The following is a 14,706-nucleotide window of genomic DNA, read 5'->3' as shown; positions in this document are numbered from 1 at the left end:
TAAGTTCTACCAGAACTTGGTCGAAGTGTTTCCTATCCGAATCTTGATTGTATTCAGCTTTTATCTATCGCTTTGAATATCAGATTATTGGTAGTCTATTGGCGGGATTATCCCTTTCTCTATACGGAGATGAATTTCAATTCTATTACTTTGGAGGATATATACATTAGAATTTAAGTAGATTCTATTGCCATCTGTCAGCTTTTAGTGATTAAACTGCTGCAATACAATTATTTATGACAATAGGACCTGACAATAAGACCTGATAGTAAGACTTGATAATAAGGTGGCAATGGAATACCCCAAGAAACTTTTCTTTTTTGAGTACGGTTTGTTTTCTCTGTGAGACATTCGCCTTTGCGGGATTGAATATCGCGGTGTCAGTGTATATTTGAAAAACGGAAAATCGCAAACGTTTATCCCGCATCCGTTTCCGGATATTGTTGGGGGATAAACGTTTGGAAGGAAAGGAGGGGTGCGGAACTTTCTCTTACCGGGAGATTGCGGCAGCCAGTTTTTCATTCATTGCCGCCGCCGCCCTGCGTCCGTCGCCCATCGCGAGGATTACGGTGGCGCCTCCCCGGACAATGTCGCCGCCTGCATAAATCATCGGTATGGAAGATTCCATGTTTTCGTTGACGGCAATGGTTCCTTTGCGTCCCAGTTCCAGTCCTTTGATGGAGCTGGGGACAATCGGGTTGGGAGATACGCCGACACTTACAATCGCCAGGTCGATGTCAATCGTTTCTGTCGCTCCCGGTATGGCTACGGGGCTGCGGCGTCCGGAGGCATCGGGCTCGCCGAGTTCCATTTTCTGTAGAACAACCTGTTTTACGCAGCCTTGTTCGTCCGGGATATATTCGATAGGATTGTGCAGTGTCAGGAATTCGACTCCTTCTTCTTTGGCGTGTTTGACTTCTTCGATACGCGCGGGCATCTCTTCTTCCGAACGGCGGTAGATAATCATGGCGCGTTCGGCTCCCAGGCGTTTGGCGGTACGGACTGAGTCCATTGCGGTATTTCCGCCGCCGATGACGGCCACGTTTTTACCGAAGGCTACGGGAGTATCGGATTCTTCACTTGCCGCATCCATCAGATTGACACGGGTAAGGTATTCGTTGGAGGACATGATATTGATGGAGTTCTCTCCCGGAATGTTCATGAAGTTCGGCAACCCGGCTCCTGAAGCTACGAATATGCCTTTGAAACCTTCCTGTTTTAAGTCGTCCACACTGATTGTTTTTCCTACGATACAGTCTTTGACGAAGTTTACTCCCATCTTTGCCAGATTCTCGATTTCGACGTCTACAATCTTGTTGGGCAGACGGAATTCGGGGATGCCGTATTTCAGTACGCCGCCTATTTCGTGCAGCGCCTCGAATACGGTCACGTCATATCCGTATTTAGCCATGTCGCCTGCGAACGATAGTCCGGCAGGGCCCGACCCTATGACTGCTACTTTGATGCCGTTTCTTTCTGCGATGACGGGAGTGGAAATCTGCCCGCTTTCGCGTTCGTAGTCTGCGGCGAAGCGTTCCAGATAACCGATGGCGACTGCCTTCTCATTCATTTTCAGGTGGATGCATTTTGACTCGCACTGTTTCTCTTGGGGGCAGACGCGGCCGCAAACTGCCGGTAGCGCGCTTGTTTCTTTCAATGTTTTGGCGGCTTCGAGAAATTCTCCGCGTTCGATGTTCTTGATGAAACGCGGGATGTCGATTCCTACCGGACAGCCTTCCATGCATCCCGGATTGGCACAGTCAAGGCAGCGTTTTGCCTCGGTTACCGCCTGCTCGGCGGTCAGTCCTTGGTTTACTTCTTCCTTACGGCTGTGTGAACGGTATTCCGGGTCGAGTTCATTCATTTCTACCCGCGGGATGGCAGTGCGTTCTTTGGGTTTCATCGATTTACGCAGTTCCTGCCTCCAGGCGGCATTGCGGCTTTTTTCGTCGGTTTCTTTGGTCGCCTCGCATTCTGCCTGGAGCTTGTGCATTTCTTCGCGTTCGATATTCTTGAATGCTCCCATGCGTTTCAGCATTTCGTCGAAATTTACCTGGTGGCCGTCGAATTCGGGCCCGTCTACGCAAACGAACTTTGTTTTTCCTCCCACGGTGATGCGGCATGCACCGCACATGCCTGTCCCGTCTACCATGATTGTGTTTAATGAGACGTCTGTGGGGATTTCATATTTCTTTGTCAAAAGGCAGACGAATTTCATCATGATGGCAGGGCCGATAGCAAAGCATTTGTCTACTTTTTCACGCTTGATGACGTCTTCGACTCCTTCTGTTACCAGGCCTTTGCGGCCGTAGGAACCGTCGTCTGTCATGATGATTACTTCATCGGAACTTTCGCGCATTTCCTTTTCCAGGATGATGAGGTCTTTGTTGCGTCCCGCCAGTACGGTGATTACCCGGTTGCCGGCGGCTTTCAATGCCTGTACGATGGGCAGCATCGGGGCTACGCCTACGCCGCCGCCGGCACAGACAACTGTCCCGAAGTTTTCTATGTGGGTGGCCTGTCCGAGCGGGCCTACTACGTCTGTTATGTAATCGCCTTCGTTCAGTTCACAGAGACGGGTGGAAGAGAGGCCTACTTCTTGTACTACCAAGGTGATAGTGCCTTTCTTTATATCAGAACCGGCAATAGTCAAAGGCATGCGCTCTCCTTTTTCACCTACACGTACGATGACAAAGTGGCCTGCCTTACGGGATTTAGCAATTAAAGGGGCTTCAATTTCAAACTTGAACACCTTTTCGGAAAAACGTTCTTTGCTAATGATTTTGTTCATTATCTGATGATTTTGTTTATTTTATTACGTAACTGCTAGCAGAATGTTATAAATTTGGACAAAGATACTGCTTATTTGCGAAAAATAAAAAGAAAAACCGCTCTTTTAAGGAGCGGCTTTTCTTTGAGTCGGGAATCTTTGTTGGTTTTATCGCTTATTTCGTACGGATTTTGTATCCGGCCACTCCGTAATATAATATGAACAGGAAGCAGGGGAGGCAAATCCAGTAAGCGTTCTGAATGCCTGAAATGTCTTTCAGGTAACCGAACAGGGTGGGGATTACCGCTCCGCCCGCCATTGCCATAATCAGCAGGGAGGAACCGGATTTGGTGAACTTGCCGAGGTCTGCCATAGCCAACGGCCACAGGGCAGGCCACATCAGTGAGCATCCCAGGGCCATGAATGAAATGAAATAGATGGAGATGTCGGCGGGTGTCAGTACGACCAGTACCGAACCGATGATGGCCAGGATGGAGCAGATTTTCAGTGCGGTGGCCTGGCTCATGTATTTGGGGATGAAGATGATACCGCAAATATAACCGATGACGATTCCTATCGGGGCAATCCATGCGTACATGGCTGCATTTCCCAGTTTCAGGCTGGTGGCATAGTCTACCAGCGTGCCGAGCGATACGGTTTCCACGCCTACGTACAGGAAGAGGGCAAGGCATCCCAACAGCAGGTGCGGGAATTGCCAGACGGAGGTTTTCTTTGCTGCATACGGGCATGCTTCGGCGCCTTCTTCTTCATTGTCGTCTTCACCCACTGCCTTGACTTCCGGAAGCGGGGCCATATAGGCGATGAATCCCAGGATGATGAATGCGGCGATGATGACGTAGAACGGCAGGAACAGGTCGGACACGGTAATGTCATTCGCCTCTTTTCCGATTAGGAAAGACAGGAAAATCGGGGGAATCGGCCATGCCAGTTTGTTACAGATTCCCATGATGCTGATGCGTTTTGCCGCACTCTCTATGGGGCCCAGGATGGTGATGTACGGGTTTACGGCTGCCTGCAGGTAGGCGTTGGCTGCTCCGCTGACGAAAGAGGCGAGCAGGAACAGGGGGAAGCTTTCGTAGCTGGCGGACGGTATGAACAGTCCGAAAGCGACGGCGAACATCAGGAAGGAAAGGACCATTGTCCGTTTGTAGCCAATCTTTTTAATGGTAAGCCCTGCCGGATAACCGAAAATAAGGAATGGGATGAAGGTTGCGGCGATAATCAGATACGATTCGGCGGAACTGATTTCCAGTGAACCTTTCAGTACTGGGACCAAGATGGAATTGATACCGAGGGCAAAGCCCAATGAGAAGAACATGATGCCGATGAATGTCAACGGCAATACAAAACTTGTTGTGTTTTTTGTCATGGGGGTAAATGGGTTAGAAGGTCTATAAAAACTCTTGTAAGAACCGGGAATGCCTGATTCTTACAAGAGCGAGAATTCTTTTTAGTCTATCATGTCGAAACCGCAATACGGAACCAGTGCTTTCGGGATTCTGATGCCTTCCGGTGTCTGGTTGTTTTCAAGCAGGGCGGCGACGATGCGCGGCAATGCCAGTGCCGAACCGTTCAGGGTGTGGCAGAGTTCTGTCTTTTTCTCTGCATTGCGGTAGCGGCATTTGAGGCGGTTGGCCTGGTATGTGTCGAAATTGGAAACGGAGCTTACTTCCAGCCAGCGTTTCTGTGCTTCCGAATATACTTCAAAATCGAAGCAGAGGGCGGCGGTAAAACTCATGTCGCCTCCGCAAAGACGGAGAATGCGGTAGGGGAGTTCCAGCTTTTGCAGAAGGCCTTCTACATGGTCGAGCATTTCCTGGTGTGACTGCCTGGAGTGTTCCGGTTTGTCGATACGCACCAACTCTACTTTGGAAAATTCGTGGAGGCGGTTCAAGCCGCGTACGTCTTTGCCGTAAGAGCCTGCTTCGCGACGGAAACATTGTGTATATGCGCAGTTTTTAATCGGCAACTGTTTTTCGTCCAGGATTACGTCACGGTAAATGTTGGTGACGGGGACTTCGGCTGTAGGAATCAGGTACAGGTCGTCCAATTCGCAATGGTACATTTGTCCTTCTTTGTCGGGAAGTTGGCCTGTTCCGTAGCCGGAAGCGGCATTGACTACCGTCGGCGGCATGATTTCGGTGTATCCCGACTTACGGGCTTCGTCCAGGAAGAAGTTTATCAGGGCGCGTTGCAACCGGGCGCCTTTTCCTTTATATACGGGAAAACCTGCTCCTGTGATTTTTACTCCCAGGTCAAAGTCTATCAGGTCGTATTTCTTTGCCAGTTCCCAATGGGGAAGTGCGTCTTTAGGAAGTTCGGTCTCCATGCCTCCCATCTTTTCTACTACGTTGTCTTCGGCTCCCGTGCCTTCGGGAACACAGTCATAGGGAACATTCGGAATGGTGTACAGAAGGTTTTGCATGTCGGTGGCAGCCTGTGTCATGGCAGCATCCAGTGTTTTGTTGCCTTCTTTCAATTCGGCGACACGTGCGCGTGCGGTTTCGGCTTCTTCTTTCTTGCCTTCTTTCATCAGTTGGCCGATGGTACGCGAAAGTGAGTTGACTTCCGCCAGGTTTTTATCTAATTGGTTTTGCGTGCTGCGTCTTTTGTCGTTCAGGGCTATGACTTGCTCTATGGTTTCTTTGGCATTTTGGAAATGTTTCTTTTCCAGTCCGCGAACGACCGCTTCCGTATTTTCTGTAATTTGTTTAATGGTAAGCATATCTATACTTTTTATGAACTAACAATTAAGGCTACAAAGATAAAGAAAAAGCTAATATTATCGTCATGTTTGTTGATATTATATTTATAGGCGTTTTATCGGAGAAGCGGAGCCGTTATGAAAGGGGAAAGGGAAGCGGAAGAAGAGGTAGGGAGGGAAGAGGCGCGGGAAAGGGGAGGTGTGTCATGTCGCAATAAAAAAAGAAAGGGGCTGTCCGAAAATTCAGGACAGTCCCTTTCTTATCTATTTTTTCAGTTATGCTTCGGTAGCAGGAATTACAGAAACATATCTTCTGTCTTCTTTGCCTACTTTGAAATTAACTGTACCATCTACTAAAGCGAAAAGAGTGTGGTCTTTACCCATGTCGATGTTATTGCCCGGATGGAATTCAGTACCTCTTTGACGAACGATGATGTTGCCTGCTTTGCAAGCTTCGCCACCAAATATCTTAACGCCTAATCTTTTACTTGCTGATTCGCGGCCGTTCTTGGAACTACCGACACCTTTTTTATGTGCCATTTCTTCTTACTGTTTTAAATTGATTAAGCTACTACTTCTGTAATTGTTAACTCTGTGAACTGTTGACGGTGACCGTTCAGTTTTCTGTAACCTTTTCTTCTTTTTTTGTGGAAGACAAGTACTTTGTCGCCTTTTACCAAATTGGAAACAACCTGGCAAACCACTTTTGCACCTTCTACAACAGGAGCACCTACTGTTACGTTTCCGTCTTTGTCTACCAAAAGAACTTTTTCAAATTCTACTGTCGAACCGTTTTCCGCACCTTCAATGTGGTGAACAAATAACTTCTGGCCGGCTTCTGCTTTAAATTGCTGGCCGTTGATTTCTACAATTGCGTACATCTTATCTTATAATGTATAAGTTAGCTCCGGCGGGTGGCCTTTAATCACTTAAAGGACTCTTTCTCGAACCCGTTGCGGAATAATCGGGCACAAAAGTACAATTTTTATTCAATTCAAACAAATGTTTCTGCTCTTTTTTATTGTTTCGGAATACTTCTCTCTCTTCCTGGAGTTTAAAAATGCATTTTCTTTTTCAACCGATTACCTGATGGTTCAACTCTTTCATTTATAATACGTTGTCTGGTGAAAGGTTGTATTTATAACCTATCACCTCGTCTGTCGCCTGTCACCTGTCATCCGCTTTTTGTTATTTTCGATATTTCTATCGGTTGATAAGCCGGTTAACCGCTTTTTGCCATGAAGAGTCCGGAATGTCGAAAAGAAGCGGATGGATGAAAAGACCTAATCCGCTTTTTGGGTATTGCTCACTCATTTGTCGGATGTAAACAGGTGATTTGTCAGTTGTTAATACTTGGTTTCTCAGCTATTAATAGTTGGGATGTCAAGTATTAATAGCTGAGGTGATAACTGTTAATACCTTGTAAATCAAATATGGTTGTCCTGAAATCGCAGTTAGAGAGAGTTTGTAGGATATGAGAGTAGCTGCCACTTTCCTCGTTGCTCTCATGCTTGCTCTCATAGCTGACACGTCAAGACTGATGAAACCCATGTCGGCAAGAACAGGAACCAACTGCGTGAAGCCGTTGTTTATCTCCCCCTTTATAGGGTTACGGAAACGGTTGATGGTTATGAAATCCGGATGCTCATTACCGGCAAGCTAGATATATGAAAAAATTGATGCCTGAAGTTATGTAAACTTTGGGTAATGACAAAGCCCGGGCTTGGGAAAGTCTGGGCTTTGTGCATAAAAAGGGGATTGTCTCAAAACGTTGGCGCAATCCCTTTTTATTTTTAAACGTATCAATTAAAGATGTAGCGGATTCCTATTTGGATTTGCCAGCAATTGGCACTGTTTTTTTCATAAAAGAAGGTGTTGGCAGGCAATATGTTCTTTCCGTTTTCTTGGGTGTAAAACATTGAATAGGTCGGTACATTGTCTCCCGTTGTCCCTTCATATTTTAAAATCCGTCCACTGTTAACTGGAACCTTCTGAACTCCCCATGTATCTTTCAACAAGTTGCCTATGTTGAATATGTCCAATGAGAGTTGCAGCGTATTCATCGTTTTACCAACTTTTAAATTGAAATCTTGTACAAGTTTCAAATCGAACTGGTTAAGCCAAGGATAACGTGCAGAATAGGCTTCAGCATACTCTCCCTTATGTTTTTTCAGATACGGGTCTTGATTGACATAGTTCCAAAATGCTTCTGCCTGTTCAACTGCGGTAAAACCGTTTTTGTCAACAAATGTCAGCTCATCCTTGCTCTTGGGGATATAGATTAAATCATTGTTGATTCCATCTTGATTCATATCCCCATTATACATATAAGAATAATTGCCAGGAGTATAACCGGTGTAATAAAGACTTATCGTAGTGGCAAAATGTTTGGCATAATTGAATCTGTATCCCAAGGAAGCAATAAGCCTATTGGGTGTAAGATATTGGGAATTACGTAACGGCAAATGGTTACCTCCGTTAACAGTAGGAGTATTTTGCCACAATTCGTAAGGTTGTGCACCGGGATTGCCAGAAACTTCTTTGGAACCGGTATAAGTATAAGCCAGCATCAAATTCAAATTCTCAACGGGAGTCATGTTCAAAGTGGCATTGAAACTGTAACTGTATCCTTTGCTTGTATTTGTAAGTATATAGGCTCCAGACATATCTGATACAACACGACTATTGTTGGCTCCCGGATACAAATAACGATTGTCTGGACCATTAAACGTTGTCACCCTGGTGTCATTTGCAGGAATCATATTCACATTCTGCTGGAGGACCACATTCAAATTTTTGGCATAAACACCCTCTAATGTGAGTCCGGCATTGAACGGAAGCGGCAGTTTAATATCAGCGGCAAGCGTATTTTTCCATATTTGAGGCAGTTTGAACTCCGGGTCTATTCCGGCCACTGTTCCGGGAACCTTTTCTACAGGCGTTTGAGGGAACAAATCAGGAAGCAGTGCCATAACTTCATTTTTCGTGCGGACCCCTCCTTCCAGTTTAGCAAGAACTGCAGGGTCTGATATCGTCACCGTATTCTGAATCATTCCGCTATTAGAAGGCATATTGGTAAAGAACACAAAAGGCATCCTACCGGTAAATATACCCGTACCTCCACGGAGTCTAAAACGATTATCTCCCAAGACATCCCAATTGAAGCCAATTCGAGGTGAGAACAAGACTTTGGTTCCGGGCCATTTCCCTGTATTGATTTTTGCTCCACCGGCAAATGTCAGTTCGGATACAGCCTTATTTTCCTGCAAGCTATTCAGATAAGTCGGTATATCCAGACGAAGACCTGCCGTTACCTTCAAGTTCTGATTAATGTTCCACATATCTTGTACATAAGCAGAATATTGACCGAATGCCAACTCCGCTTTCGGTTTGTCTTTGCCACCATATCCATAAGTCAGCGAATACAACACAGGGGCTGCCTCATTCTTAAAATCATCGAAACTGTCATACCGATAATAACCCAAACCGCATCCCATAAAAGAATTACTTACATACTGATGTTCATAGGAGAGTCCGGCTGTAAGTACATGCTTATCCAAATTCCAGGTGAAGTTATCTGTCAAAGTCCAAATATTATTTTCCACGGCATTATTGTAGGTGTACAATTCATAACCGGCAGTCATAAACATGTCCCCATCTTTCAAAATATCCACCATCGGAAACAGTGATGAATCAGAACCTCGCTCATCTTTTATTTTGGTAAATGTTCCCAATATTTGATTAGACATTTTCCCTCCAAAATTACTATTTAATTCAGCTGTTAAAGAATGCACCAGATTATTCATGTCGTAACAGCTGTTACGAAAAGGAAGCGAGGCCGAACTGTAATGTCCGTGCGAGGTTGCAGTTCCCGGCATACTCTGACTGGTTGGATTGGTATATTTGTTTTTCGTATAATTATAACGTACTGTTAATTTACTATTGGTACTAACGTTCCAATCCACACGTGTCAGGAATTTCCTGGTAAAAGTGCCAGCGTCATAATCTGTATAAGACCCCGGTTCATAATTATATCTGTTGCGGAGTACTTGTGCAAAGGCTTCCATATCCTGTGCAGTAACCCTTGATATCAGATTGTCATCGCTGCCTACTCCATCCGTTGAAAGCCTCCATTTAAAGATAGGTTTGGGAGCATCTTCATATTCACCATTAACAAAAAAGAACAACTTATTCTTTATTACCGGACCGCCCAAAGTAAAGCCATAAGTTCGTTTTACTTCTTCAGGACGTTCTCCCAAGTCTACTCCATCCACCCGATTTCCCCTCATATACTGATTACGGAAATAGGAATAGGCACTTCCTTTGAACTGGTTTGTACCGCTTTTCGTTACGGCATTAATGCCGGCTCCGATAAAATTGGCCTGACGCACATCGAACGGAGCTATGTTGACCTGTAATTCTTCAATGGCATCCAAAGAAATGGGGCTTCCTCCTCCCGGCATAGAGGCCGAAGACAACCCGAAGTTGTTATTAAAGTTAGCTCCGTCAATGGTGATATTGTTCATACGTCCGTCCAGTCCGCCAAATGAATTGTTATTCCCCGCATAAGGAGACAATTTGGTGAAATCCGACAATGACCGGCTCATAGAAGGAACGGTAGAAAGTTGCCTGTTGTTGATATTGGTGGAAGCTCCGGTTTTCGTTCCTGAAAACTTGGACTTTGTGGCTACCACCACCACTTCGTCCAGCAACCCATTGTCTTCTTGAAGCAAGACATTCAGTACATAATTGTCTCCTAAAGCAAGGCTGATATCCTCATATACGGCATTTTTATAGCCGACATAAGAAATTTCTACCTTATAAGGTCCTCCAGTACGCATCCCTTGAATGCTGAACCGTCCGTCTGTATTGGTAATCGTACCATAAGTAGTACCTGAGGGGACATGTACCGCCTGGACAGTCGCTCCAATCAAAGCTCCTTCATTGTCAGTTATCAGTCCGTTCATTCCCGAAGTAGTAATCTGGGCATGTAACAATGTGTTCAACCACCCGATAAGTAACAGTAAGATCGTAAATCTTTTCATTTTTTCTGATTAATTGGTGTGTGATAGTAAATCATAATCGCGTTTCAAAGCCTCGCCGACAAAATGCTCCGGTACAAATTTCCAATCAGAAACAGAGGAAATTCGTATAGGAGATACATGATTGCGGAAATAATCTATTATATAGTAACGTAAGTCTTTATCTGACGTACGGACTATCCGTGAAGGTAAGTCTTCGAGTCTGATGCCGGCCCCTTCCGTGAGCAGACCACCGCCACCACTTCCGATATACGAATTCACTGCTACCCGATAAGTCCGGTCAAGATCAAAAGCACTCCCGTCCTTCATCCGTAAAATTTTCACTTTTTCTCCATCCGAATGGGTTAGGTCTACTTCATAAGAAATGCCGGCTGCCGACAGTAAGAGATAAGTCGGTACAGTAAGTGACGCTTTCTTATCATCCTTGTTTTTGATAGCCAATGCATGATCACTGGAAGATTTCATCGTATTCGTCCACATACCATAGGATTTCTCCAATACTCCCAATACTTCTTTTCCCGTAAGTTCAAAAATATTAATCCTGTTTTCATACCGATAAAGCTTGAAAATATCCCTGACATATATATCCCCGGCATTGATTATTTCGTTATATGTAAGAGGAGTAATCAACGAAATGTCTGCTTCCATCTGAGAAAACTGTATCTGATGTAATAAATCGGCTAATGTTGATTTACCGAAGAAATAATCTAAAGCGTGAATCTCTTCAGCCAACGAACCAATCTTTTCGGAAACAAAGCATTGCACCTCTTTCCGTCGGGAAGCATAATATGCGGTGAAAATGCTGTCAGGACAATAGTCATTCATTTGTGTCAATGAACCTTTTATCTTTTTATCCACCAGTGCTTTTTCCCGTAAAGTACAAGTCAAAGTCGCTTCCGCTACCCCTGCAGCTCCAGATCCAGCGTTAAGCAGCCATACTTTCTTTCCTGAAATCCGATTCTTTACCTCCTTGCAATATTTCCGGTGATCATGTCCGAAGAAAATGACATCGAAGCCGGGTACGGTCAATGCGATTTCCTCGGCTGCATTTTCATTAAAGCCATTGAGGTTTCCTCCTTTGAGCCCAGTATGGAACAATCCTATCAGAATATCCGGCTTTTCCTTTTCCTGAATATAGGAAACCCATTTCCGGGCAGAAACGACCATATCTTCAAAAGACAATCCACTCCATAAACTTTCGGGCAACCACATTGGGATGGCAGGAGTAATCATACCCAATACGGCAATCTTTATTCCCTGTCGCTCAAACATCTGATAAGGCAAAGCATAAGGGGTGTTATCAGTTATTGACAGTATGTTGGCCCCAAGAACAGGGAAGCGGCAATCTCTCACCCACCGGTCAAATACCGGATGTCCGGCTTCAATATCATGGTTGCCAAAACAACCTGCATCATACTGAATGAAATTCATCATATCCGAAGCCAGATGAATTTCTGCCGTGTCTATGAAGTTAGAATAATACACACAAGGTTGTCCCTGAAGAATGTCACCGGCATCGAACAGCAGACAATTTTCTTTTCCCAAACTGTCACGCTGGCTTTTTACATAAGTCAGAATCTGAGGTAACCCGCTGTTCTGTTCACGGTCATTTATAAAATCATAACTGAAAAAATTGCCATGCACATCTGTTGTTTCCATAAGTTTTATCGTAACCTTAGAAATATTTCCGTCCCCTTTTACATCCAAGGACATTGAAAACAAAAACACAAATGAGATGGCTAATAAATGATAAAGTCTCATTGTCATATATAATCAAGTTTTAAAAATATACACAAAAGTACGGCAACTGTATTTAGGGACAATTACATCCATATGTCAATGAAATGACACTTGATTGGTTCCTTACGTACTCCAGGATGTCAGATATGGAAGTCCGATTTTCATAAGGATTCATTTTCTGAAGGACGTGAAAGCGGACTATAGTAATTGTACGGTCATAGGAGACAAAAGATATATAAGCGCACAGGTACAACTGGACTTGTTTGAAACAGCAACTATCAAATTGGAGGTATCATACAGGGGGTAATCAGAAAGAATGGAAACTGACATTTTTGGCTTTTGCCAAAGCAAGAAAAAGAATTGAAACTATATTCTCGCAGCTATGTGTCCGATTCATGATTATAAGAAATTATGCGAAATATTGAACTGGCGGAGAACGGTATTATCGCACATACTCTTGAACTGCATCAGCCGCAGGAACTTCGATACCTCGGCTTCCGGGTAGATGTCAAGGTATTTGAGGGTAATCTTTCCGCTGATTGAAATTTCCAGGTCACCGTCGGAGATGTATTCCTTACGGAGATCCCCCCGTCCCTGCACGGTGCTCTCTGATTCGAGTAAATGATGCAGCTCTTCCGATATTAACAAAGAAATATGGAAGAAATTCCATAATTATTCCTATGGCAAATGCCAAAGTGGACAAATTTATGGAGTAACAGCCGGAATGGGATTACCGATACAACCATTCGGAACTTGGATGCGAAGCAAGGCGCATACGGTAGGGACAATATCAGTTACATTGACTGGTTGTGAGGTGCTGCCTTGTTTTATTCCCCAGCCCATAAAAAGCAGAGGGATATGTGCATCATATGGATTCCATACTCCGTGGTCGGTTCCTCCGGTTTCATTTACTGAATGAATCTCATAATTTCCCGGTTGCATGATAAGTTGGATACTTCCGCTTCGGAGTCGGTTATATCCGTTAACGGCACAAAGTCTGACCGGTTCAGGAATGGTGGCATTATTCAAGTCTTCCATATCTGCCACATAAGCGAAAGTCCGGTCCTCCTTCAAGAAATCCACGGCACTTTTTTTTACTTTACAGAAATCCAGCCCTTGGGCTTCAACAGCCTTTCTATCGAAAAACACCTGATAGTTTAAAATATCTTTCACCAGTGGGGTTCCACTTTTATAAACATTCTGTAAATGTTCATTAAGCGATTCCAGCGTTTTGGACGCTATCCAACCTTCTGCCGGAATACGGTTTGCCTGCATGAATGTAAAATTGTGGGCTGCGGCATGGTCGGCAGTCAGGAATATCAGATAGTCCCCTTTTCCTACTTTGTTATCCAGAGTCCGGAGGAAATCGGCAATATCTCTGTCTAGCCGGAGGTAAGTATCTTCCGTTTCTATGGCATAAGTTCCGAACTGGTGTCCTATATAGTCCGTGGAGGAGAGGCTTACGGCAAGCAAATCGGTAGTCCCGTCTTGTCCCATTTTCTCATTTTCCAGTGCTGCTTTTGCCATAGCGAGTGTCAATGTATTACCATAGGGAGTCGTGCGGATGATGCCATATCCGTTCTTCTTGAAAATTTCGGAGGTTTTTAATGGGAGTACGGGATTTTCACCTTTTACCAGTGTTTTTTCAAAAGGAGTGTTGTCCGGTGTGCTTTCTTTATAAGTTTCAATTGGATAAAGCGTATTCCAATCCTGCATTAACAGTTCTCTCCCTATGTCTTCCTTGTTGAAACGGTTCACCCATTCCGGAAGCGACTGCATGTAGTAGGTGCTGGTAATGAACCGCCCCGTTTCGTCATCGAACCAATAAGCGGCATCCGGGGTTTGTCCGGCAGGAAAGATAGATGCGCGGTCTTTCAGGGAGACGCCGATTACTTTGGAACGGAAATTGGTTGCCAGTTTCAGTTCATCGCCGATAGTAGTCACCAATAAATTGCGTGGCGACATTTTTCCAACCGCTCCGCTACTGCCCACTCCGGTTACTTTGTCATCATCCGTACAATAAACCTTCTTTCCGTCTTTGTAAAAGTTATTTCCCGCAATTCCATGAATGGAAGGGACAGAGCCCGTATAGATAGACGTATGCCCGATGGCAGTCACGGTAGGAATATAATTCAGACTGGTGTTGTCGCAGCTGAATCCCTCATCCATCAACCGCTTGAATCCCCCTTCACCGAAACGGGGGTAGAAACGGTTGAGATAATCCCATCGCATCTGGTCTACCACGATACCTACTACCAGTTTGGGACGTGCGACCTTTACATTCTGTTGTTGGGCATGTACATTGTTGAAACCGCAACAAAGCAACACCAATGTGGTCAAAAATTGTTTTTTCATTCTGATTGTTATTTTTAAATTTTCTGCAAATGTATGCTGCCGGAATTACATATATATGACAATTGGTATAAAGA

Annotated in this window: 9 protein-coding genes and 1 pseudogene; 1 reads left to right on the top strand and 9 read right to left on the bottom strand. The window is 44.7% G+C overall.

Annotated features, from left to right (window positions below; translation table 11 throughout):
• Positions 1-490 precede the first annotated feature (490 nt).
• From Q5076_RS10990 to Q5076_RS10960, 7 genes are all read right to left on the bottom strand, one after another.
• Positions 491-2,791 carry a bifunctional dihydroorotate dehydrogenase B NAD binding subunit/NADPH-dependent glutamate synthase gene (locus Q5076_RS10990; protein WP_303013142.1) on the bottom strand — a complete coding sequence of 767 codons (2,301 nt, stop codon included), beginning with the start codon at positions 2,789-2,791 and terminating at the stop codon, positions 491-493.
• 154 nt (positions 2,792-2,945) lie between these two features.
• Complete coding sequence (gene gluP, locus Q5076_RS10985; RefSeq protein WP_303013141.1) at positions 2,946-4,160, bottom strand: glucose/galactose MFS transporter; 1,215 nt, start codon at positions 4,158-4,160, stop codon at positions 2,946-2,948.
• Between the two features lie 81 nt (positions 4,161-4,241).
• Entirely contained in the window at positions 4,242-5,516 is a 1,275-nt protein-coding gene (gene serS, locus Q5076_RS10980) for a serine--tRNA ligase (protein ID WP_303013139.1), read from the bottom strand.
• A gap of 255 nt (positions 5,517-5,771) precedes the next feature.
• Positions 5,772-6,035 carry a 50S ribosomal protein L27 gene (rpmA, locus tag Q5076_RS10975; protein WP_303013138.1) on the bottom strand — a complete coding sequence of 88 codons (264 nt, stop codon included), beginning with the start codon at positions 6,033-6,035 and terminating at the stop codon, positions 5,772-5,774.
• Between the two features lie 23 nt (positions 6,036-6,058).
• On the bottom strand, positions 6,059-6,376 hold the full coding sequence (gene rplU, locus Q5076_RS10970; protein WP_024986326.1) for a 50S ribosomal protein L21: 318 nt from the start codon (positions 6,374-6,376) through the stop codon (positions 6,059-6,061).
• Between the two features lie 921 nt (positions 6,377-7,297).
• Complete coding sequence (locus Q5076_RS10965) at positions 7,298-10,540, bottom strand: TonB-dependent receptor (RefSeq protein WP_303013136.1); 3,243 nt, start codon at positions 10,538-10,540, stop codon at positions 7,298-7,300.
• 9 nt (positions 10,541-10,549) lie between these two features.
• Positions 10,550-12,196, bottom strand: a complete 1,647-nt coding sequence (locus Q5076_RS10960) for a bifunctional UDP-sugar hydrolase/5'-nucleotidase (RefSeq protein ID WP_303013134.1) — start codon at positions 12,194-12,196, stop codon at positions 10,550-10,552.
• 250 nt (positions 12,197-12,446) lie between these two features.
• Here Q5076_RS10960 and Q5076_RS10955 point away from each other — a divergent pair.
• Positions 12,447-12,696 (top strand): annotated as a pseudogene (locus Q5076_RS10955) (transposase); the annotation flags it as partial.
• Here Q5076_RS10955 and Q5076_RS10950 read toward each other — a convergent pair.
• Together Q5076_RS10950 and pafA are read right to left on the bottom strand one after the other, a co-directional pair.
• Complete coding sequence (locus Q5076_RS10950; RefSeq protein ID WP_303013145.1) at positions 12,677-12,877, bottom strand: DUF6046 domain-containing protein; 201 nt, start codon at positions 12,875-12,877, stop codon at positions 12,677-12,679. The pseudogene Q5076_RS10955 and the gene Q5076_RS10950 sit on opposite strands and share 20 nt — an antisense overlap.
• A gap of 105 nt (positions 12,878-12,982) precedes the next feature.
• Positions 12,983-14,632: an alkaline phosphatase PafA gene (pafA, locus tag Q5076_RS10945; RefSeq protein ID WP_303013132.1), complete on the bottom strand. Its 1,650-nt coding sequence runs from the start codon at positions 14,630-14,632 to the stop codon at positions 12,983-12,985.
• Between the last annotated feature and the right edge of the window lie 74 nt (positions 14,633-14,706).

The organism is uncultured Bacteroides sp. (assembly GCF_958445495.1).
Classification (GTDB): domain Bacteria; phylum Bacteroidota; class Bacteroidia; order Bacteroidales; family Bacteroidaceae; genus Bacteroides.
This window is presented reverse-complemented; position numbering and strand designations above follow the sequence as displayed.